This is a genomic window from Candidatus Colwellia aromaticivorans (assembly GCF_003333305.1).
In the GTDB taxonomy this organism is placed as follows: domain Bacteria; phylum Pseudomonadota; class Gammaproteobacteria; order Enterobacterales; family Alteromonadaceae; genus Colwellia; species Colwellia aromaticivorans.
In genome coordinates this window covers 1-21,389 of record NZ_QOLD01000084.1, presented here as the reverse complement: position 1 = coordinate 21,389, position 21,389 = coordinate 1, and the positions used below count along the sequence as shown (strand labels likewise).

Sequence of the window (21,389 nt, the reverse complement as noted above, 5' to 3'; positions counted from 1 at the left end):
TATGGATTTTTTTACCGAAAATAGTATCGTTAAAAAGGCAGTGGTTTGTGCTAAAAACCGTTCGATTATAAGTCTTTTTGATGTACCAAATAGAGTTGATTGTTTTTCGGTCAGTGCTGCTGAACTTTATCTTGATTACTCAAAGCAAAATATTACTAAAGTTGAGTTAGAATATTTGATTTCTTGGGCAAATGATAATGCATTAGCTCAAAAAATTAATGGCATGTTTAGTGGTGAAATAATCAATAATACCGAGCAACGCGCAGTTTTGCATACGGTATTAAGAGCGCCATCAAGTGTTAAACATCAGGTACTAGGTAAAGAAGCCACAGAAGTGGAACAAACTGAGCAGTACATGGCGCAGATTGTTGATGACATATGCCAAGGTAAGTTAACGGGTGTAACCGGTGAAAAATTTACTGATGTATTAGCCATTGGTATCGGCGGTTCATATTATGGCATTAAAGTCGGCTTAAGTGCGCTACACCCGTATCATAGCACTGGGTTAAAAGTACATGTATTGGCTAATGTTGACGGTGCTGCGGTTACTGAAAAACTTGAAACCTTACATGCAGCCACTACCTTGGTGGTGATTATTTCTAAAACGTTTACCACACAAGAAACCTTATTAAATGCTAAAGCCATTAAAAGGTGGATGCTAGCTGAGCTTAACGATACTAATGCTATCGCTAAGCAGTGGTATGCGGTGAGTAGTAATGTTGAAAAAGCGAAAAGTTTTGGTTTGAATACAGAAAATATTTTACCTATGTGGGACTGGGTAGGTGGTCGATTTTCACTATGGTCAGCTGTGGGCCTTCCCCTTGCTTTAGCGATAGGCAATAAGCACTTTACTGAGTTGAAAGCCGGTGCTTATGCCATGGATCAACACTTTAAAACAACCAGTTTTGATCAAAATATGCCTGTGCTAATGGCACTTATTGGTATGTGGAACCGTAATGGGCTTAATTATCAAAGTTTGGCGGTATTACCCTATGATCATGCATTAAGAGCATTACCGGGCTATTTACAACAAACTGACATGGAAAGTAATGGTAAGTCAGTGTCAAAGCAAGGTGAAAAGCTTAACTGGGTTACCGCCCCTATTGTTTTTGGTCAAGAAGGGACAAATGGTCAACATGCCTTTATGCAATTAATGCATCAAAGCGATGAAATTATTCCAACTGACTTTATTGTTGCTTTGCAAGGCACCAGTGATCTTAATGAACACCATAAGGTGTTAGTTGCAAATTGTTTTGCGCAAAGTGAAGCGTTGATGCAAGGTAAAAATTTAACGCAAGCACAAGATGAACTTATTGCTAATGGCGCCAGTAAGGAAGAGGTTTCTCGTTTAGCTTCTCATAAAACCATGAAAGGAAATACGCCTAGCAATACGTTATTGATGCAATCATTAACGCCAAAATGTTTAGGTGCTATTTTAGCACTTTACGAGCATAAAATTTTTGTGCAAGGCTCTTTATGGCAAGTCAATTCTTATGATCAATGGGGAGTGGAGTTAGGAAAACAGCTAAGTGAGCAAGTATTAGCATTGATGAGCGATAATTCTACTAGCCATCAAATGTCACCATCAAGTGTTAAGTTAATTGAAACGTTTGTACAAAAACAAACAACAAATTAACAATCTTATTACAATAATAACCTTCTTTATTACTTACATATAAGGTAAGATGCGTTTCGTTAATCGTTGGTGAGCTTTATTTGTCGTTAACTAATTGTTTTTAATATAAAAAGATGCTTATGAATATTTTAGTTGTTGATGATAAAAAAAGTGTCCGTGATACTATTAGTAAATTTTTAGTTTCTCTTGGGCACTCAGTAAATACCGCAGTTAACGGTTTAGATGGTTTTGAAAAAGCGCAGAAAACGCCATACCACCTTTACATTATTGACCACCTTATGCCGTTGATGAATGGTATAGTATTAAGTAGAAACCTCAAAAAAACTCCATTCTGTGCCAAAACACCTATTTTATTTATGACTACACAGGGAATAGATAGTGTTGAAAGGCTACCTGAATTTATTTTGTTTAGTCGTATTATTAGTAAACCAATTAACGAAACTACTTTTATCTCAGTGGTTGAATCGTTAACGAATATTGTTAATGATGAAGAATTACAAAGAATAGCCTTATAAAATTATTTCCCCTCAAGTTCGACTATAAATTTTCAGTAAATTGCTTTATTCTTTACCACTATATTAGGCATTATTAAATTGGTATAAGAATAAAAATGAATACACAGCAATTGGCACAACTACAAAGGGCTATTAAAACTATTCCTGACTATCCTATTCAAGGGATCTTATTTCGTGATGTAACGAGTCTGTTAGAAGATGCAGAGGCTTTTGCTTTAACGTTAACTTTACTAACCGAGAAATATAAAAATCAAGGTTTCACTAAAGTTGTTGGTACTGAAGCTCGTGGCTTTATATTTGGTGCACCTTTGGCACTTGCGCTAGGAATAGGCTTTGTTCCAGTGCGTAAACCTGGAAAATTACCTCGCGATACTTATGCTCAAGCATATCAATTAGAGTATGGTGAAGATGTTTTAGAGATCCATAAAGATGCATTGACCGCCGATGACAAAGTGTTGATCATTGATGATTTACTTGCAACGGGTGGCACTATTGAAGCAACAGCAAAATTAATTCAACGTGTTGGCGCACAAGTGAAAGACGTTGGTTTTGTTATTTCGTTACCCGATTTAGGCGGCGAGAAGCGCTTAGCAGCAATGGGGTTAATATCTTATTCACTTGTACAATATGATGGTGAATAATCAATAAAGCAGTTATCAGTTGATGTAAAATAATAGCTATTGATAAACAATGAGTTGAGAGTAAAGAGTATTAAATAATATGAGCTATCAAGTATGAGTTATCAAGTATTAGCGAGAAAATGGCGACCTAAAAAATTTGAAGAGCTGATGGGACAAGAGCATGTCGTTACTGTACTTGTTAACGCCCTCGCTCAAGAGCGACTACATCATGCCTATTTATTTACTGGCACGCGTGGTGTTGGTAAAACGACAATCGCTAGAATTTTTGCTAAAAGCTTAAATTGTGAAACAGGTATTACCGCGACACCTTGTGGTATCTGTGATACTTGTTTAGAAATTGATCAAGGTCGCTTTGTTGACTTACTTGAAATTGATGCTGCCTCTAAAACTAAGGTCGATGATACACGGGAAATTCTTGATAATGTGCAATATGCGCCAACCCGTGGTCGCTACAAAGTGTATCTTATTGATGAAGTTCATATGCTTTCGCGCCATAGTTTTAATGCCTTGTTAAAAACACTTGAAGAGCCGCCTGAGCACGTAAAATTTATTTTAGCGACAACAGATCCACAAAAACTACCTGTTACTGTATTGTCACGTTGTTTACAATTTCACTTAAAAGCATTAACAGTTAGTCAAATTGAAACAAAACTCACCGAAATTTTAGTGAAAGAAGACGTTAATCATGAAAAGGGCACCTTAACGCTACTTGCTAAAGCTGCACGCGGTAGTATGCGAGATTCGTTAAGTTTAACCGATCAAGCGATAGCGCAAGGGCGGGGGAATATTACTTTAGCCAATATTCAACAAATGCTCGGTGGTTTAGATCAAAATTGGATTTATAAAATTGTTATCGATCTATTAAAACAAGATGGTAAAAGTTTAATGGCGTTAACTCAAAAAATAGCCAGTTGTGCACCGAGTTATAGCCGTTTATTTGCTGAATTAATTCAGTTGTTTCATCAAATTGCTATTTTACAAATTGTTGACCAACATTTTGATTTATCGCCTGAACATGCTCAATTATTGAAAAAGTTCAGCCAAGCCATGTCGCCAGAAGACGTACAGCTTTATTATCAAATCTGTGTTAACGGCCGTAAAGATTTATCTTATGCATCTGATGAGCAGGCCGCATTTGATATGACATTATTGCGTATGTTCGCCTTTAAACCGATGCAGAAAGAGCAGTTACCTGCAGTAGATACAAATTCACTTGCACCGCGCGAAACGTACAATTTTGACGATAATTCATTCACACTACCCAAAACACAGGCACCAGCAGCACAATTGTCAGAGACAAACACTGAACTATCAACACCAGCATCAGAGCCAACACCCGTTCAAGAAAAAGAACAGCAACTAGCACAAGAAATGGCTGCAATTGAGCAACAAGCCGTGGAGATGCAAGACGTAAGTGTTAAACCAGAAATTACATCAGACGAATTTACTGAGCCAGAACTTGAATTATCACCAAAGCAAGCGCCTGTGCAAGAGTCAGCCATAGCCCACGAAGTAGATCTAGTACAAGAACAAAAAGAAGTTACAGAGCAAGTACAACAATCACAAAATAAATCGAAAACGACAGAATTTGATAGCCCGTTAAGTGCCGTACTTGCCACGCGAAACATGCTGCGTAGCCGTAAAAAACAGTTGGAGCAACAAGAAAAAAAGCCCGGTGACGCCATTGCGCGTCAGTCTAATACTAATCAAGCTAATGCCAAAAGTGTTGAAGCTGTAGCGAAGAATACAATTGACGTTACAGAAAAAAAAGTAGAACTCTCTAAACCTGAGCAACCCTATCAAGCTGAAAATATTAACCCTGCAACCATTCGTAAGGCTAATCAGGTAGATAAGTGGGCACATATGATTGACTCTATGGAGCTTACCGCACGATTAAGGCAATTGGCGATTCATGCCACTATTGATAAAGAATCAACAGAAGAGCATTTGATCTTATGTTTAAATCAAGCAACAAAGCATTTAGTTACTGATACAGCACAACAGCAATTACAGCAAAACATTAGTCAGTTTTTATCTCGTGAAGTTACTGTAACGATTAAAACGGTTGAAGAAACGGTAGCCGATCCCTATCAAATTCAATCACATATTAATGATAAACGTTACGATTACGCCAAAGAATTATTGGAAAAAGATGACATAGTGCTAGCACTGCAACATGATTTTCAAGCAAGTTTGGATGAAGACAGTATTTCAGCACTCTAGTTAGCTTAGCTATCGCTGTTGGTATTATTAATTTCATTGCTAACTTTTTGTTTTGTTGTTTAACCATCTTGGTATAATGCCAATAACAGATCTTATTAACCTATTTTAAAAATACATTTTACCGGAGAATAATTATGATGAAAGGTGGCATGGGCAACTTAATGAAGCAAGCCCAACAAATGCAAGCCAAAATGGCTAAAGCTCAAGAAGAGTTAGCTAAAATGGAAGTGGTGGGTGAAGCCGGCGCAGGCATGGTTAAAGTAACGATGACTGGTAGCCATAGTGTTCGTAAAGTTGAGCTAGATGACAGCTTAATGGAAGACGATAAAGATATGATCGAAGACTTACTTGCAGCTGCGGTAAACGATGCGGTTCGTCGTGTAGAAGAACAAAACAAAGATAAAATGGGCGCACTTACTGGTGGTATGCAATTACCGCCAGGCATGAAAATGCCTTTCTAGGCGGAGATATACCCGTGACCATTCAAAATGCAGGATTCAGCTGGAATTAGAAACGTCTTTAGGCAAGGCATTGATTGAAGAGAATGGTTACTCCCTTATCAAAATCAATAACGCAGCATAAAACGTTTCTAAATTAGCCCTACGGGGATGCCTGAGCAAAACATGCGCATCGTTACATCTGTTTTTAATGGAACAACCATTAATAAAAAGATGCGCCTTGATCATGATCCGCTCAGGCATCCTGAAACTCGCATTTTGAATGATTACGGGTATATAATACTTATATGAAATTTAGCCCATTAGTACAAGAACTTATCGATTCGTTAAAATGCTTGCCCGGTGTTGGCGCAAAATCAGCTCAGCGCATGGCGTTTCAATTACTGGAGCGTAATCGCCGTGGCGGTAGTAAACTGGCCAATACCCTAGCAAGAGCGATGACTGATATTGGTCATTGTCAGTCATGCCGAAATTTTACTGAAGAAAATTTATGCGAAATTTGTCAAAGCCCTAAGCGTAAATTAGCGAGCATTTTGTGTATTGTAGAAAGCCCCGGTGATGTTATAGCCATTGAGCAAACGGGTGAGTTTAATGGTAAGTATTTTGTATTAATGGGGCATCTATCCCCCATTGATGGCATAGGGCCAGATGATTTAGGGCTTGATATACTTGCTAAGCAATTTGCTAGTGGGCAATTTGAAGAAGTGATTTTAGCAACTAATCCAACCGTTGAAGGTGAAGCTACTGCGCACTTTATTGCGGAGTTAGCACAGCAATATCAAGTAAATATTTCTCGCATTGCGCACGGTGTCCCCGTGGGTGGTGAGCTTGAATATGTTGATGGTAATACCTTATCCCATGCTTTATCTGGACGAAAAAGTTACGATCTTTAAAGTAAAATCACCTAATGCCCATAACTCGTAATGTAATACGAGTTATTTTTCTTTCTTGCTCCCTTGAAAAAAAATAAACAATCCTCAGATCATGTAGCAGAGAATTAACCTGATTTAAGCCGAGCTAAACCATCGGGTTATTTACCGAGTTATTTACCCAATCATTTACCAAATTGTAAAATTAAACAGGATCCACTTACATGACAGTCGAAAATAAACCAGTAAATCATGCGTTTGCATCAGATAATGCAAAAATTCTTCAACTAATGATCCACTCTCTTTATTCTAATAAAGAGATTTTTTTACGTGAGTTAGTTTCTAATGCAGCCGATGCTTCTGATAAATTGCGCTTTAAAGCCTTATCAAATGCTGATTTATATGAAGGTGATGGTGAATTACGTGTTCGTGTAAGTTGTGATAAAGAAAATAATACCCTTACTATTTCTGATAATGGTATTGGTATGAACCTTGATGAAGTGATTGAACATCTTGGTACCATTGCTAAATCAGGTACAGCTGAATTCTTTTCGCAACTTTCGGGTGATCAAGCCAATGATTCTCAACTTATTGGTCAATTTGGTGTTGGTTTCTATTCGGCCTTTATCGTCGCTGATAAAGTAACTGTTCGTACGCGTAAAGCAGGTGCTAGCGCTTCAGAAGGTACTGAATGGGTGAGTGCAGGTGAAGGTGACTTTACTACGGCTGCCATTGAAAAATCTAACCGCGGTACCGACATTATTCTTCATTTAAAAGATGATGAAAGTGAATTTGCTGATGATTGGCGCTTAAAATCTATTGTGACTAAGTATTCAGATCATATTTCAGTGTCTGTAGAAATGCTAACGCCAGAGGTACCTGCAGTTGAAGCGGTAGCTGAAGTAAAAGATGATGAAGACAAGGTCACTACTCACGGCATTGAAGGGCGAGATGCTGTTCCTGCTAAATGGGAAGCGATTAATAAAGCAACGGCTTTATGGACCCGTGAAAAAAGTGATATTAGTGACGAAGAGTACAAAGAATTTTACAAACATGTATCACATGACTTTGGCGACCCATTATTATGGGAACACAACAAAGTAGAAGGTAAAACTGAATATACTTCACTGTTATATTTGCCATCAAAAGCACCGTTTGATATGCATAACCGTGAAAAGCAACATGGCTTAAAGTTATACGTACAACGTGTATTCATCATGGATGACGCTGAACAGTTTATGCCAACTTACCTGAGATTTGTTAAAGGTTTACTTGATTCAAATGATTTACCGTTAAATGTTTCGCGTGAAATTTTACAAGACAACAAAGTAACACAAGCTATTCGTAAAGGTTGTACTAAGCGTGTTTTGAAAATGCTTGAAAAATTAGGCAAAAAAGATGCTGAAAAATACCAAGGGTTTTGGGATGAATTTGGTCAAGTCTTAAAAGAAGGCCCTGCTGAAGACATGGCAAATAAAGAGCTAGTTGCTGGTTTATTACGCTTTGCTTCAACGAACGAAAACAGTGCAGTGCAAAATGTTTCTCTTGCCTCTTATATTGAGCGCATGAAAGAAGGTCAAGACAAAGTTTATTATGTGGTTGCTGACAGCTTTGAAGCGGCTAAAAATAGTCCTCATTTAGAAGTGTTCCGCAAAAAAGGCATTGAAGTGTTATTAATGTCTGACCGTATTGATGAATGGTTAGTTAGTCACTTAACTGAATTTGATGGTAAACAACTACAATCCGTTACGCGCGGTGGTTTAGATTTAGGTGATATGGATGATGCCGAAACTAAAGAAGCACAAGAAAAATTAGAAAAAGAATTTGATAGCGTTGTTACTCGTATTAAAGAAGCACTAAAAGGTAAAGTGAAGGATGTTAAATTATCACAACGTTTAACTGACTCACCTGCTTGTATCGTTGCCGATGAAGATGATATGAGTAGTCAAATGGCTAAGTTGATGGCGTCAGTGGGTCAAGAAGTACCAGAGACGTTACCAATCTTTGAAATTAATGGTGAACATGATTTAGTTAAACATGTTGCTGATGAGCAAGACGATGATAAATTTAGCCAATGGGTTGAAGTGTTATTTGAGCAAGCTATGTTAGCAGAGCGTGGTAGTTTAAAAGATCCGGCAAGTTTTGTTGGTCGTTTGAATAAACTTATGTTGAGTCTAACTAAGTAACTTTAAGTCTAGGAATAACTAGACTTTAGTCGGAAAAAGGGGCGCTTTACTATTAAAGAGTGCTCCTATTTTGTATAGTGTCATCCGCTAGAAATAAAATGCATAAGAATTATTACATTAGTGTGATCAATATATTCTTTAAAGAGATAACCGATATCATCTTACTGTAATTATTTTTACTTATTTTTACTTATTTTAAACGTTAACATATTAAGGTTAGTTTATATGCGTATAGTACTTCTTGGTGCACCTGGTGCTGGTAAAGGCACACAAGCACAGTTTTTAATGGAAAAATTTGGTATTCCTCAAATCTCTACTGGTGATATGTTGCGTGCAGCAATTAAAGCGGGTAGTGAAATGGGTAAAAAAGCTAAAGCCGTGATGGATGCTGGTCAATTAGTGTCAGATGATCTAATCATCGGTTTGGTAAAAGAACGCGTCAAGCAAGATGATTGTAAACCAGGATTTTTACTTGATGGTTTTCCACGTACTATTCCACAAGCTGATGCCATGAAAGAAAATGGTATAGAAATTGATCATGTACTTGAATTTGATGTGCCTGATGAAGTAATTGTTGATCGTATGGCTGGGCGTAGAGTTCACTCTGGCTCTGGTCGTACTTATCACCTAGTATACAATCCGCCTAAAGTTGAAGGCAAAGATGATGTTACTGGTGATGACTTAGCAATTCGCCCTGATGATGAACCAGCAACGGTACGTAAGCGTTTAGGTATTTATCATGAACAAACTAAACCTTTGGTAGATTTTTATCAAGCTGAAGCTAAATCAGGTAACTGTCAATATTTAACGGTTGACGGTACCCAAGCAGTTGAAGCAGTGAATGATATATTAACAAAACAACTTGGCTAGTTCATTTGTAACTTGCTTAGTTAACTAAATAAAACTCGCTTCAGCGAGTTTTTTGTTTTAGAGCGTTTATTAGCGCTTGTTAACCATTGCAACGTGTGGAATATCATCCTCTAGATACATTTCTGATACTTGTTCAAAATTATGCTGTTGGTAAAATTCTTTGAGATGTTCTTGTGCTGAAACTTTAATATTTTGCTTAGCAAAGTGCTGCTGACACACCTTCAACCCTTCTGACATTAACTCATGCCCTAAGCCCGTTCCTCTAGCTTGCTTAGCAGTGGCTACGCGGCCAATGCTAATATAGTTATCATAACTCTGACCCGAAGGTAAAATACGTAAATATGCCACTAGAGTATCGCCTTGATAGCCAAGTAGGTGCAGTGTTTCTTTATGTCTGTCTAATTGATTTTGTTCGCTGTCTAAATCTGGGTAATAACAACGTTGTTCAACAACAAAAACATCAATACGTAGTTTTAATGCATCGTAAAGCTGGTGTAATGATAATTCGTCAAACTTTTTTATTTTCCACTGAGTCATGTTTACCACTGAGTTATATTTTTTATTGATATATACCCGTTCCACTTGAAGTGGTTTGGGTATATAAGCATGTAAAACTATTTTTTATGGCGTTGCTGTAATACCGCCATGACTTCTGATAAGTCAATTTTTTGATCGGCAAGTAATACTAGCGTGTGATAAAACAAATCAGCACACTCACCTAATAAGTCTTCTTTAGTTTCTGCTACGGCAGCAAGCGCAACTTCTACGCCTTCTTCACCTACTTTTTGCGCCATTTTTGTGGTGCCGCGTGAGAATAAATGTGCAGTGTAGCTTTCTTTCGGGTCATCATCTTTTTTACTCGCAATGACTTGCTCAAGTTGGCTTAAAAAGTTCTGCTGCGTTAGTTTCTGTTCAGGAAAACAAGACTCTGTACCTAAGTGACAGCTAGGGCCGATAGGTGTGCAAGCAATTAATAAGCTGTCTTGATCGCAATCACTGAGCACTTGCTGAACATTTAGGAAGTTACCTGAGGTTTCACCTTTTACCCATAAAGCTTGTTTTGAGCGACTAAAAAAAGTTGCTTTACCTGTATCCAACGTGGCAGCTAAAGATTCTTGGCTCATATAACCTTGCATGAGTACTGCGCCAGTAGCTGCATGTTGAATAATAGCAGGAATAAGGTTATCCATTTTTTGCCATGCTAATTCATTGATGTTTTCAGTGGTTACTAACATGGTCTTACCTCAATATTTTGTGATTTCAAATAAGCTTTTAATTCGCTTATCGGGATTATGCCTTTATGAAAAACTGATGCGGCAAGTGCGCCATCAACATCAGCTTGTTGGTAAACATCGCTAAAATGCTCCATAGTACCCGCGCCACCAGAAGCGATTAAAGGGACATTACATGCAGCTCTTGCTTGTTTAAGTTGTTCAATATCGTAACCTTGACGAACACCATCTTGGTTCATGCAGTTAAGGACAATTTCACCTGCGCCTAAACTAACTACTTTTTCTATCCAATCAAAAGTTGTCCAACTGGTTTTTTTTGTGCGTTTCTCATCACCGGTAAATTGATAAACTTGATATGTACCCGTGTCTTTATCATAAAAACTGTCGATGCCAACAACTACACACTGTTGACCAAAATGATCAGCAAGGCGTGATATTAGCGTTGGATCGCGCAGAGCAGGGGAATTGATACTAATTTTATCAGCGCCCATCATTAAAATTTCTTTGGCGTCACTTTCACTTTTAATGCCACCAGCAACACAAAAAGGAATATCAATAACTTCGGCGATACGACTAACCCAGCTTTTATCTACTACGCGGCCATCAGCACTAGCGGTAATATCATAAAAAACTAATTCGTCAGCGCCTGCTTCAGCATACTTTTGAGCTAAAGGAACAATGTCACCAATAATTTCATGGTTTCTAAACTGAACACCTTTAACTACTTTACCATCACGAACATCTAAGCAAGGTATTATTCTGCGGGCCAACATGCAATAGCCTCCTCAAGCGTAAATTTACCTTCGAGTAGCGAACGGCCTAAAATAACGCCACTAACACCTGAGCCAATTAACGCTTTAATATCATCAAGGCTGCCAATGCCGCCAGAGGCTTGCCATTGAATACTTGGATATTTTTGACAAAGCTCAATATACAAATCTACGTTTGACCCACTTAATGTGCCGTCTTTTGAAATATCAGTACAAAGAATATGTTTGATACCTGCGTCGATATAAGCATCAAGTAAATCTTCTAAATTTACGCCGCTATCTTCAATCCAACCATGGGTTGGCAGTGTTTTATTACCTTGCTCATCAATTTTAATATCAAGCGCGAGAACTATTTTTTCACCGCCATAGGTTTTTAGCCATTCTAAGACTAGCTCTGGCTGCTTAATAGCCAGAGAGCCAATAACCACACGCGTTGTACCTAAGTCGAGTAATTGTTTAACATCTTCTTCACAGCGAATACCACCGCCGACTTGCGTGATCATGGTCTCATGATTAACGACAGTTTTTAAGGTTGAAAGTTGACGTTTAGTGCTGTCTTTAGCACCGTCTAAATCAACAAAGTGCATAACAGTCGCGCCAGAAGCAGCGTACGCTTGTTGGCGTTCTTGTACTGTGGTTTTGTAGTTAGTTTTTTGATTGTAATCGCCTTGATACAAACGAACTACTTCGCCACCAATCAAATCTATTGCTGGAATCATCATGCTGTTTTTAGCTCCTGAGAGTTTAACTCTAGAAAATTTTGAATTATTTTACTGCCTAAAGCGCTTGAGCGCTCAGGATGAAACTGACAACCAATAAAGTTATCTTTGGCAATGATTGCTGAAAATTCACTACCGTATTCGCAACTGGCAATGGTGTATTCACTAATAGGTGCAGCAAAGCTATGCACGAAATAAAAGTAATCGTCGACGTTAATGCCTGCTAATACAGGGTGATTAGCAACATTGGTTAGTGTATTCCAACCCATGTGAGGTAGACGGTTACCTTTGGCATCAAGAGGTTCAACTAATGTTGGGATAACGCCTAAGCACTCTATTACACTTTCGTTAGCGCCTTCTTTAGAAGACTCGGTCATTAACTGCATACCTAAGCAAAAGCCTAAAACTGGTTGAGTCAAGGTTTGTAAGGTTTCAATTAAACCTTTGTTAGTAATGTTTTCCATGGCGTGCTTAGCGCTACCAACACCGGGAAAAATGACTTTATCCGCACGTTTTATTAGCTCAATATCGTCGGTAACGCTTACGTTAAAGCCAAGACGCTCTATGGCAAATTTAACTGAAGATAAATTCGCGCAGCCAGTATCAACAATAACGTTTTTACTTCCATCGCTACCTTTATCGCTACTTTGTACTGTTTCTGCCATTACAGTGTTCCTTTCGAGCTAGGTAATTCATCACCATCTACTTTGATGGCTTGACCTAAAGCGCGACCAAATACTTTAAATAGGCTTTCTACTTGGTGATGACAGTTACCTTTACTGGTTGATAAATGTAAGGTAATTAACATTGCGTCGGCAAGTGAACGGAAAAAATGCGAGACCATTTGAGTTGACATGGTACCAACATTTTCACTGGTAAATTTTGCATCAAATTCAAGCCAAGGACGACCAGATAAATCAATAGCACATTCTGCGCGACACTCATCCATCGGTAGTACGAAACCAAAACGGCCAATACCCCGTTTATCACCCAACGCTTCTCTTAATGCTTGGCCTAATGCAAGGGCGGTATCTTCAACACTATGATGTTCGTCAATGTGATAGTCACCACTGACACTACATTGTAAGTTAAAGCCGCCGTGGGTAGATATTTGATCTAACATATGATCAAAAAAGCCTAAACCAGTGTCTATGTTACTGCCGCCCTTTTTGTCTAAATTTACCGAAATGGTAATGTCGGTTTCTTTAGTAGTACGAGTGACAGTTGCAGTTCTATCCTGTTCAGCAGATCCAAGTATTTGCTCGCTAACTTGTGCCCAATTTAAAGTATCTCTGTTATATTTAATACCAACGATGCCCATATTAGCTGCTAAACCCATATCAGTTTCTCTATCACCGATAACGTAAGAGTTGGTGAAATCAACTAAGCCTTTTTGTAGATAGTCACTAACCATACCTAATTTTGGTTTACGGCAATTGCAGTTGTCTTCATCAAAGTGAGGGCACAATAATACGTCTTGAAAGGTGATGCCTTGTGAGGAAAATATCGCCATCATTTGATTATGAGGTAAGTCAAAATCGGCTTGAGGGAAGCTTTTTGTGCCTAAACCATCTTGGTTTGAAACCATCACTAACTTAAAGCCTTTAGCTTGTAACTTTATTAGCTCAGGAATAACGTTAGGTTCAAATACCAGTTTTTCTAAGGTGTCTAATTGCTTATCAATAATAGGCTCTTCAACTAAGGTACCATCGCGGTCGATAAATAATATTTTTTGTTGTTTGTTACTCATGATAATACTTCTTTAAGTTGGGTGATTTCTTGTTCGCTACCGATACTGATGCGTAAACAATGCTCTAGTTGCATTTGTTTAGATTGATCGCGGATCAAAATGTCTTTTTCTACTAAGGTATTAAAAACACGTTCTTTTTCTTGTTGGTTAGTACAACGAAATAAAATAAAGTTGGCATCGCTGGCAAATACTTCATTACACCAGCTTCTGTCACTTAACCATTTTGATAATGTCGCTTTAATGTTATTACAGCTTTGCACTCGTTCAGCCATTACTGCTAAATCTGTACTTAATGCTTTACTAGCAATTTCTGCGACGGGCGCTGAAATAGGGTAAGGAGCAATAACTTTACTGAGTAAGGTAATTATTTCTTTACTGGCTAAGGTAAAGCCACAGCGTAAACCTGCTAAAGCAAACGCTTTAGATAAGGTTCTCAGCACAATTACATTGTCGTATTCGGCTATTAAATCAGTGCTAGTTTGCTCTGGTGAAAACTCAATATAAGCTTCATCAACAACCACTATGGCGCTGTCTTTAAACAATTCGATAGCAGCGATAATTGCTTCTTTCGATAATAAGTTGCCAGTAGGGTTGCCCGGTGAGCATAAAAAAACAACTTTTACTTTGCCCACTTGTGAGGTTAAACCATCAAGGTTTAGTTGCATCCCTTGAGAAGAGTTTTGTAAAGGAACTTTAACAACACCAGCGCCGTGATTTTCAGCACTTATGGCATACATACCATAAGTTGGTGGGCAAATTAATATACTGTCTTGATAAGCACGACAGAAACTGCGAATGATCAGCTCTATACCTTCATCAGCGCCACGCGTGGCTAATATTTGCGAGCGCTGAAGGCCGCAATACTCGCTATAAGCATTTAGTAAGTTGTCAGGTTGAAAGTCAGGATAACGATTGATGTTTTCACTGCTTATTTGATAATCGCCTGTGCCGGGTGCTTCATTGGCGTTTAGCCATACTTTACTTTTTGTTTGTTCAGCATCACCACTAGCAAACAACCGACGTGCCGATTGGTAAGGCACCATATCAACCAATTCTTCACGGGCTAATTTTTCTATTAACGTTAATGCGGAGCTCATGGTTATGCTTTTTCCTCTAAACGAATAGTTACCGCACGTTGATGCGCATCTAAACCTTCAGCATCGGTTAATTCAATAATGCATTCGGCTAAGTTAGTTAAGCCAGTTTTACTGATTTCTTGCACGGTATAACGGCGAGAAAAGTCTGCTAAAGATAAGCTACTGATCACTTTTGAATAACCATAGGTAGGCAATACGTGATTAGTGCCACTGGCATAATCACCTGCTGATTCTGGGGTGTAAGCACCAACAAAAATAGAACCAGCATTACGTAAATCAGTTAACAATGCTTGCGGGTTTTCAGTTTGAACAATTAAGTGTTCAGGGCCATAACGATTAGATACTTCGACGGCTTGCGATAAATCTTTCGTTAAAATTAAACGCGACTGTTTTAGTGCTTGCTCTGCTATTTCACGTCTTGATAGAACGGCTACTTGCTTGTTAAGTTCAATATTAACATCGTCGATTAAACGCGCGCTATCGGTTAATAAAATAACTTGGCTATCAGCGCCATGTTCAGCTTGTGAAAGTAAATCAGCGGCGATAAAAGCAGGGTTGGCATCTTTATCTGCAAGTACTAATACTTCTGATGGGCCCGCGGGCATATCAATAGCAAAGCCGGCTACTTGTTGAGAAAGTTGTTTTTTAGCTTCAGTAACATAACGATTACCCGGGCCAAACACTTTATTGACAGCAGGAATACTTTTTGTGCCGTAAGCTAAAGCGGCAATAGCTTGTGCACCGCCGATGGTATAAATTTCAGTGATACCACAAAGCTCTGCAGCGACTAATACTTCATTGGCTAACTGACCATTTTTATCTGGTGGGCAAACGAGTACAGTGCGCTTACAACCGGTTAATTGTGCAGGAACACCTAACATGAGTACCGTTGAAGGTAAGGGCGCTGAGCCTGCAGGGATATACAAACCAACACTTTCAATGGCTTCTGTTTTTAAGGTACAACGGACACCGGGGCAAGTTTCAACAAAAATATCTTCAGGCGTCTGTGCACTGTGAAAGCTTTTTATATGGGTATAAGCCGTATTGATGGCTTTTAAACGTTTATCAGTTAGCGCTAGTTTTGCTTGTTTAACTTGCTCAGCAGTGACTGCTAATGTGGTTAAGGCGATACCGTCAAACTGTTCGGTTAATGCAAAAAGACTTTTATCACCCTGTTTTTTGACTTGCGATAAAATGTTAGCGACCTGTGTTGATAACAAGGCATTATCGGCAATTGCCGGACGTGCAAGCGCATCAGTTTTTTGCTGCTCAGATATTTCTTGCCAATTGATCATTTGAGTATTCATAATTATCTCTAAACCGTTACTACTTAATTTTCAATGTAATTCTTTTAAGCTCGCCGATAGTTGGTTCAAGAGCAAAGAGAAAGCACGGAGTTGACGTTAGTCAATGAGTACTTTCGATGCTGAACTTGAGCCAACTAACCAGAGATTAATGAATTTAGCCCATCATTTTTTCAATTGGCATGACTAGGATTGAGTTACAACCCAGTGCCTTTAAACTTTCCATGGTTTCCCAGAAAAAGGTTTCTGTTGCCACAACATGTACTGCGACTAAATCATCACGGCCTGCAAGAGGTAGTATGGTTGGCGTTTCTTTACCCGGCATTAAGGCGCTAACTTCACTAATTTTGTCCTTAGGGGCATGTAGCATAATGTATTTGCTTTCTTTCGCCTTCATTACACCGTTAATACGAGGAAGTAGTGTATTTAAAATAGCTTGTTTTTCGTCACCTAAAGGCTCAGAGCGTTGAATAAGTGATGCTTTAGAGCGAAATACTTCAGCAACTTCTTTTAAACCATTAGCTTCAAGCGTTGCACCGGTAGACACTAAATCACAAATGCCATCGGCTAAACCAACTCTTGGTGCTACTTCAACAGAGCCTTTTAATAAACAAAACTCAACGTTAATGCCATTGTCTTTAGCAAAGCGATTTAATAACTGAGGGTAGGTAGTTGCAAACCGTAAACCGTCTAAACACTGTAAACCTGTGTATTCGAATTCTTCAGGCATCGCGATTGAAAAACGACAGCCACCAAAGTTCAACGGAGTTGTTTTAATATAAGTGTTTTTACTGCCTATGAGTGCACGTGATAACTCTTCTTCTTCGAGCGTATTATCACCAACAATGCCTAAATCACAAACACCATCCATAATAAGACCTGGAATATCGCTACTACGTACTCTCATTATATCAATAGGCATATTTTTAACATGAGCAAGTAAGCGACGGTCGCTAACGTTAAGTTTTAGGCCGCAACCCTTAAATAACTTTTGAGTGTCGTCGCTAAGGCGTCCTGATTTCTGCATAGCAATGCGTAAACGTGGCTCTGATGTAGTCATTTTGTTTATTTCCTAATTTAAATTCTTAATGCCTAAAATTTCTTATTGAAAATATATATACCCGCTCCACTTAAATATGCATGATTCAAGTGGAACGGGTATAGTTGCCATTTTCAATTTACTTAATACGAAAAACCCCCGAAAGGTTTCAAGCTCTTTCGGGGGTTTATAAATTTGGTTATTTAGTTTAACTCCACGAAAGGCTGCAGCCCATCGTGATTTTTCTTTATATTTTCTATAAAGCAAACCTGAACGGACTAGTCCATATGATGGTGATGATGTCGCTTACTTGGATTGATAATCAGGTTAATAATCATAATGTGTTAAACTCAATAGTGTAATGAGATACGTTTTATATTCTCTATGCGTGTACAGTACTGATAAAGTTATTCAGCTGCAAGAAATAAATAGCCGTTTTTTATAACTAATGTTTATATGGTACGTACTTAGAGTTATTACTCTTTTTTTTACTTAAAGTTTTTACTCTATTTGTCGATAAAGTAGGCAGATAACGATGTAAAATTTATATGGTGAGCAATCATGGATATTTTTACTACACAATTAACTCGGGTTGTACCAGTACCCATTAAGCCAGCAAACTTGAAGGTTAAAGCGTTGTTGAAAGAAGCAGGGACGAGTAAATTAAAAGAAGATCCTGATCACCTTGAAAACCATGATTATTACTTTGCTGGAAAGCAAGGTGATAATAAAGCGAATAAAGAAAATGAACAAGAGCCAAAACCTGCTGAGCAACAAGCTGGAACTACTGATGAGAAATCAGCTGATTCTAAGGAGAAAGTAAAACATTTAGATCTTTATGTTTAATGCTTTATGTTTAATAGTAAAGCAGTATAATTCTCCTTTCTTAATTCTCAATTGATTTCTACTCGCTATTCATGACATCTGTAGCCCAAGCTTTTTCCAAAAATGGCACACTAGCCAAAGCCATTGATGGTTTTTCTCCTCGCCAAGCACAAACAGATATGGCAATGGGCGTTGCACAAGCGATTGAAAAGCAATCTTCACTTATTGTCGAGGCTGGCACAGGAACAGGAAAAACGTTTGCCTATTTAATTCCCGCTTTTCTTAGTATTAAGTCTTCGAATGAAGATAAAAAAATCATCATTTCAACGGGAACTAAAAACCTACAAGAACAGCTTTTTCATAAAGATATTCCTCTGGTTAAAAAATCTTTAGCAAGTAACGCTCAAATTGCTTTATTAAAAGGGCGAGCTAATTATTTATGCCGTTATCGATTAGCGCAATACCAAGATAACCGCGGTCAGCTTGATGCCAATACATTAACCGATTTAGTGAAAGTAAAAACGTGGGCTAATAGTACTCAATCGGGAGATATTGGTGAATTGGTTAATGTAACCGAAGACTCTGGCGTTTTTCCTTTTATTACTAGCACGTTAGATAATTGTTTAGCGAAAGATTGTCCTGATTTTGAACAATGTTATTTAGTTAGAGCAAGACAAAAAGCCATTGATGCCGATTTAATTGTTGTCAATCATCATTTGTTTTTTGCTGATATGGCGCTCAAAGATACCGGTTTTGGTGAATTAATTCCTAAAGCACAAGTGATGATTTTTGATGAGGCCCATCAAATAGGTGACATTGCCAGTGATTATTTTGGTGACGCATTCTCAACCAAGCAATTAGTTGATTTATGTGCTGATGTTGCGCAGGTTTATCGAAGTAAATTAACGGATGTAAAGCAATTAGGTTTAGCAGCAGATAAATTGCAAAAAACCTGTCAAGAATTTCGTTTGTTATTTAATTACGATCCTGAACGTGGCAACTGGCGTGAAAAGTGTCAACAGCAACAATTTGTGCAAAAATTTCAACGCTTAAAAGTTGATTTAGATTTTCTATATCAAGTTATTAAACTTTGCATTTCGCGCAATGAGGCTATTGATAACTGCTTTGATAGGGCTGTATATTTGTTAGCGCAATATGATGTAATGGTGAATGTTGATATTAATGGCATGAGCTTTTGGTATGAAACTACGCCCCGTCATGTGGTTTTACATCAAACACCGTTAAGCGTAGCTGATAAGTTTAGTGCCTATGTGAAAGACTCTGGCGCGGGTTGGATTTTTACTTCAGCAACGTTAGCCGTTGACAACAGTTTTGATCATTTCGCTCAGCATTTAGGTTTACAAGATGCAAGTCAGTTGCTGTTAGAAAGTCCCTTTGATTATCAACAGCAATCTCAGCTTGTTGTACCGCGTTATTTACCTGAAGCAAATGATAAAAATCGTGCTGCGCATTTAGCGCAATTGGCAGAGCCCTTAATTGCTGCCAGTAAAGGTGCCTGTTTTATGTTGTTTACTAGCTATAGAGTGATGCACCAAGTGGCAGAAGTTTTAGCTGATAGCATTGATAACCCCTTATTAGTGCAGGGGCAAATGGGAAAACGCGTATTATTAGATAAATTTGTTGAAAATGACGATTCGGTATTATTAGCCACAGCGAGTTTTTGGGAAGGCATTGACGTTAGAGGTGATAAGCTCACCTGTGTTATTATTGATAAACTGCCTTTTGCCTCTCCTGATGATCCATTATTACAAGCGCGTTGTGAAGATGTTAGAAGACAAGGGGGCGATGCGTTTGCTCAAATACAATTACCGCAAGCCGTTATCGCGCTTAAGCAAGGTGTTGGTCGGCTTATTCGTGATGTTAGCGACCGTGGTGTTTTGGTTATTTGTGATAATCGACTAGTCAATCGTCCTTACGGACAAACCTTTTTAAAAAGTTTGCCACAGATGAAACGTAGCCGTGATTTAGAACAAGCCGCCAAGTTCTTAGAGAGCATTGTCTAAGTGAAGAGTCTAAACGTAAAACATAAATTCAGAGTATAAAGGCAGTGTTTTAAAGTCTGTTTTGAAAGTTTAGTTAATATAATAGTTTAATTGAAACATAGTTAATCGATAGTGTTTAAGGAATATTAGTAGTGAATTATTTGGCCATTGATGCTTCAACCGAAGCCTGCTCAGTTGCTTTACAAGTTAACGGTAAGCTTTATAGCCGTTATGATTTATGCCCACAATCACATAGTTTGCAATTATTGCCTATGGTTGATGACGTGTTAACAGAAGCTGGCATTAAGCTATCACAATGCGATGGTTTAATTTTCGGTAGAGGACCGGGCAGTTTTACTGGTGTGCGAATCGGTGTAGGTGTCGCGCAAGGGTTGGCTTATTCTGCAAACTTACCTGTTTTTGGCGTATCAAGTTTACAAGCGATGGCGCAGTTAGCTTTTATGCAAGGAAAGGTGCAAGGGAAAATTAATGGGCAAAAATCCGGTGTTATTGCTGCCATTGATGCCCGCATGGGAGAAGTATACAACGGCTATTTTATGCTTGATGAACATAACATTATGCAGCCACAGTGTGCAGAAGCAGTAACAGCCCCAGAGCAATTAGCCCAGCATTTATCAATTATTGTTAACAAGGCTGAATATGGTGTTGGTACAGGTTGGGATGCTTATAGTGAACAATTATCGTCATTAAAAAGTAATGTTGGTACACCAGAAGTATTGTTTCCAAGTGCTGAGGCAATGTTAGCCATTGGTGTTATTTCACTTGAACAAGGCAAGGGTGTTGCTGCTGAAAATGCACAGCCTGTTTATGTACGTGATACTGTTTCATGGAAAAAATTGCCGGGAAGAGAATAGTTACGTTAAATTAAACTTATACTCATGATACTTCAAAATTTCTGTTTCAGGACTCCTGAGCAATTCATGATCAAGGCGCTTGTTTTTATTAATGGTTGTTCAGGAGAATATGCTCTTGCATTCTCTAATAACACCATCCATGTAGCGTCCTTAAAAAAAGGAGCAACGACGATCATTATTTGCTCAGGCGTACCCGTAGGGCTGAGGGATCCCCATTTTAGTTGAACGCCTCTTTTTGGTAATTCAAAGCGAAGTATTTTAAACTTTTTTCTATATAGTTCAGCGTGATACGCCTTTTGAATTGCTTTATTACTTGTTTGGCTAAAGTTAGAAATGACAGTACCCTACGATTTTTAATTGTATTTGCTTGAAATTTT

At 38.3% G+C, this 21,389-nt stretch carries 20 protein-coding genes; 11 read left to right on the top strand and 9 right to left on the bottom strand.

From position 1 onward, the window contains the following. The first annotated feature begins 1 nt into the window (after position 1). From pgi to adk, 8 genes are all read left to right on the top strand, one after another. Positions 2 to 1,636, top strand: coding sequence for a glucose-6-phosphate isomerase (gene pgi, locus DWA31_RS13650; RefSeq protein WP_114327131.1), 1,635 nt, complete (start codon positions 2 to 4; stop codon positions 1,634 to 1,636). Positions 1,637 to 1,755: 119 nt separating this feature from the next. Beyond that, positions 1,756 to 2,151, top strand: a complete 396-nt coding sequence (locus tag DWA31_RS13645) for a response regulator (protein ID WP_114327130.1) — start codon at positions 1,756 to 1,758, stop codon at positions 2,149 to 2,151. Positions 2,152 to 2,240: 89 nt separating this feature from the next. After that, a complete protein-coding gene (apt, locus tag DWA31_RS13640) occupies positions 2,241 to 2,792 on the top strand; it encodes an adenine phosphoribosyltransferase (RefSeq protein ID WP_168427347.1) in 552 nt (183 codons plus the stop codon). Between the two features lie 93 nt (positions 2,793 to 2,885). Further along, positions 2,886 to 5,015: a DNA polymerase III subunit gamma/tau gene (dnaX, locus tag DWA31_RS13635; RefSeq protein WP_114327128.1), complete on the top strand. Its 2,130-nt coding sequence runs from the start codon at positions 2,886 to 2,888 to the stop codon at positions 5,013 to 5,015. 131 nt (positions 5,016 to 5,146) lie between these two features. Next, positions 5,147 to 5,476, top strand: coding sequence for a YbaB/EbfC family nucleoid-associated protein (locus DWA31_RS13630; RefSeq protein ID WP_114327127.1), 330 nt, complete (start codon positions 5,147 to 5,149; stop codon positions 5,474 to 5,476). Between the two features lie 284 nt (positions 5,477 to 5,760). Then, a complete protein-coding gene (gene recR / locus DWA31_RS13625; protein WP_114327126.1) occupies positions 5,761 to 6,366 on the top strand; it encodes a recombination mediator RecR in 606 nt (201 codons plus the stop codon). Positions 6,367 to 6,566: 200 nt separating this feature from the next. Beyond that, positions 6,567 to 8,528 carry a molecular chaperone HtpG gene (gene htpG, locus DWA31_RS13620; RefSeq protein ID WP_114327125.1) on the top strand — a complete coding sequence of 654 codons (1,962 nt, stop codon included), beginning with the start codon at positions 6,567 to 6,569 and terminating at the stop codon, positions 8,526 to 8,528. Positions 8,529 to 8,753: 225 nt separating this feature from the next. Continuing rightward, complete coding sequence (adk, locus tag DWA31_RS13615; protein WP_114327124.1) at positions 8,754 to 9,398, top strand: adenylate kinase; 645 nt, start codon at positions 8,754 to 8,756, stop codon at positions 9,396 to 9,398. Between the two features lie 69 nt (positions 9,399 to 9,467). Here the strand turns inward: adk and DWA31_RS13610 are convergent, their stop codons facing one another. The 9 genes from DWA31_RS13610 to hisG form a co-directional block, all read right to left on the bottom strand. Further along, positions 9,468 to 9,935 carry a GNAT family N-acetyltransferase gene (locus DWA31_RS13610; RefSeq protein WP_114327123.1) on the bottom strand — a complete coding sequence of 156 codons (468 nt, stop codon included), beginning with the start codon at positions 9,933 to 9,935 and terminating at the stop codon, positions 9,468 to 9,470. 77 nt (positions 9,936 to 10,012) lie between these two features. After that, positions 10,013 to 10,633: a bifunctional phosphoribosyl-AMP cyclohydrolase/phosphoribosyl-ATP diphosphatase HisIE gene (gene hisIE / locus DWA31_RS13605; protein WP_114327122.1), complete on the bottom strand. Its 621-nt coding sequence runs from the start codon at positions 10,631 to 10,633 to the stop codon at positions 10,013 to 10,015. Continuing rightward, entirely contained in the window at positions 10,627 to 11,403 is a 777-nt protein-coding gene (hisF, locus tag DWA31_RS13600; protein WP_114327121.1) for an imidazole glycerol phosphate synthase subunit HisF, read from the bottom strand. The genes hisIE and hisF overlap by 7 nt, the downstream gene beginning before the upstream one ends. Then, positions 11,385 to 12,122, bottom strand: a complete 738-nt coding sequence (gene hisA, locus DWA31_RS13595) for a 1-(5-phosphoribosyl)-5-[(5-phosphoribosylamino)methylideneamino]imidazole-4-carboxamide isomerase (RefSeq protein WP_114327120.1) — start codon at positions 12,120 to 12,122, stop codon at positions 11,385 to 11,387. The genes hisF and hisA overlap by 19 nt, the downstream gene beginning before the upstream one ends. Then, a complete protein-coding gene (gene hisH / locus DWA31_RS13590; RefSeq protein ID WP_114327119.1) occupies positions 12,119 to 12,784 on the bottom strand; it encodes an imidazole glycerol phosphate synthase subunit HisH in 666 nt (221 codons plus the stop codon). Before hisH ends, hisA begins: the two co-directional genes overlap by 4 nt. Further along, on the bottom strand, positions 12,784 to 13,869 hold the full coding sequence (gene hisB, locus DWA31_RS13585; protein ID WP_114327118.1) for a bifunctional histidinol-phosphatase/imidazoleglycerol-phosphate dehydratase HisB: 1,086 nt from the start codon (positions 13,867 to 13,869) through the stop codon (positions 12,784 to 12,786). The genes hisH and hisB overlap by 1 nt, the downstream gene beginning before the upstream one ends. Continuing rightward, positions 13,866 to 14,966, bottom strand: coding sequence for a histidinol-phosphate transaminase (gene hisC, locus DWA31_RS13580; RefSeq protein ID WP_114327117.1), 1,101 nt, complete (start codon positions 14,964 to 14,966; stop codon positions 13,866 to 13,868). Before hisC ends, hisB begins: the two co-directional genes overlap by 4 nt. 2 nt (positions 14,967 to 14,968) lie before the next feature. Beyond that, entirely contained in the window at positions 14,969 to 16,273 is a 1,305-nt protein-coding gene (hisD, locus tag DWA31_RS13575) for a histidinol dehydrogenase (protein WP_114327116.1), read from the bottom strand. 154 nt (positions 16,274 to 16,427) lie between these two features. Then, positions 16,428 to 17,330: an ATP phosphoribosyltransferase gene (hisG, locus tag DWA31_RS13570; protein ID WP_114327115.1), complete on the bottom strand. Its 903-nt coding sequence runs from the start codon at positions 17,328 to 17,330 to the stop codon at positions 16,428 to 16,430. A 540-nt stretch (positions 17,331 to 17,870) separates the two neighbouring features. Between hisG and DWA31_RS13565 the strand changes: the two genes are divergently transcribed. The 3 genes from DWA31_RS13565 to tsaB all read left to right on the top strand — a co-directional run bounded on the left by DWA31_RS13565 (position 17,871) and on the right by tsaB (position 21,012). Continuing rightward, the gene (locus DWA31_RS13565) at positions 17,871 to 18,155 is read left to right on the top strand and encodes a hypothetical protein (RefSeq protein ID WP_114327114.1); all 285 of its coding nucleotides are present in this window, start codon (positions 17,871 to 17,873) and stop codon (positions 18,153 to 18,155) included. Between the two features lie 71 nt (positions 18,156 to 18,226). Continuing rightward, complete coding sequence (gene yoaA / locus DWA31_RS13560) at positions 18,227 to 20,158, top strand: DNA repair helicase YoaA (protein WP_114327113.1); 1,932 nt, start codon at positions 18,227 to 18,229, stop codon at positions 20,156 to 20,158. Between the two features lie 131 nt (positions 20,159 to 20,289). Further along, positions 20,290 to 21,012 (top strand): tRNA (adenosine(37)-N6)-threonylcarbamoyltransferase complex dimerization subunit type 1 TsaB, encoded by a 723-nt coding sequence (gene tsaB, locus DWA31_RS13555; RefSeq protein WP_114327112.1) that lies wholly within the window; start codon positions 20,290 to 20,292, stop codon positions 21,010 to 21,012. Positions 21,013 to 21,389: the final 377 nt, after the last annotated feature.

Excerpts from the sequence above, each read along its gene's own strand:
- hisG (WP_114327115.1), bottom strand. The coding sequence starts at position 17,330 with ATGACTACATCAGAGCCACGTTTACGCATTGCTATGCAGAAATCAGGA.
- hisH (WP_114327119.1), bottom strand. The coding sequence starts at position 12,784 with ATGGCAGAAACAGTACAAAGTAGCGATAAAGGTAGCGATGGAAGTAAA.
- DWA31_RS13610 (WP_114327123.1), bottom strand. The coding sequence starts at position 9,935 with ATGACTCAGTGGAAAATAAAAAAGTTTGACGAATTATCATTACACCAG.
- hisB (WP_114327118.1), bottom strand. The coding sequence starts at position 13,869 with ATGAGTAACAAACAACAAAAAATATTATTTATCGACCGCGATGGTACC.
- hisD (WP_114327116.1), bottom strand. The coding sequence starts at position 16,273 with ATGAATACTCAAATGATCAATTGGCAAGAAATATCTGAGCAGCAAAAA.
- DWA31_RS13645 (WP_114327130.1), top strand. The coding sequence starts at position 1,756 with ATGAATATTTTAGTTGTTGATGATAAAAAAAGTGTCCGTGATACTATT.
- hisC (WP_114327117.1), bottom strand. The coding sequence starts at position 14,966 with ATGAGCTCCGCATTAACGTTAATAGAAAAATTAGCCCGTGAAGAATTG.
- hisIE (WP_114327122.1), bottom strand. The coding sequence starts at position 10,633 with ATGTTAGTAACCACTGAAAACATCAATGAATTAGCATGGCAAAAAATG.
- hisF (WP_114327121.1), bottom strand. The coding sequence starts at position 11,403 with ATGTTGGCCCGCAGAATAATACCTTGCTTAGATGTTCGTGATGGTAAA.
- hisA (WP_114327120.1), bottom strand. The coding sequence starts at position 12,122 with ATGATGATTCCAGCAATAGATTTGATTGGTGGCGAAGTAGTTCGTTTG.
- recR (WP_114327126.1), top strand. The coding sequence starts at position 5,761 with ATGAAATTTAGCCCATTAGTACAAGAACTTATCGATTCGTTAAAATGC.
- yoaA (WP_114327113.1), top strand. The coding sequence starts at position 18,227 with ATGACATCTGTAGCCCAAGCTTTTTCCAAAAATGGCACACTAGCCAAA.
- adk (WP_114327124.1), top strand. The coding sequence starts at position 8,754 with ATGCGTATAGTACTTCTTGGTGCACCTGGTGCTGGTAAAGGCACACAA.
- htpG (WP_114327125.1), top strand. The coding sequence starts at position 6,567 with ATGACAGTCGAAAATAAACCAGTAAATCATGCGTTTGCATCAGATAAT.
- dnaX (WP_114327128.1), top strand. The coding sequence starts at position 2,886 with ATGAGTTATCAAGTATTAGCGAGAAAATGGCGACCTAAAAAATTTGAA.
- pgi (WP_114327131.1), top strand. The coding sequence starts at position 2 with ATGGATTTTTTTACCGAAAATAGTATCGTTAAAAAGGCAGTGGTTTGT.
- DWA31_RS13565 (WP_114327114.1), top strand. The coding sequence starts at position 17,871 with ATGGATATTTTTACTACACAATTAACTCGGGTTGTACCAGTACCCATT.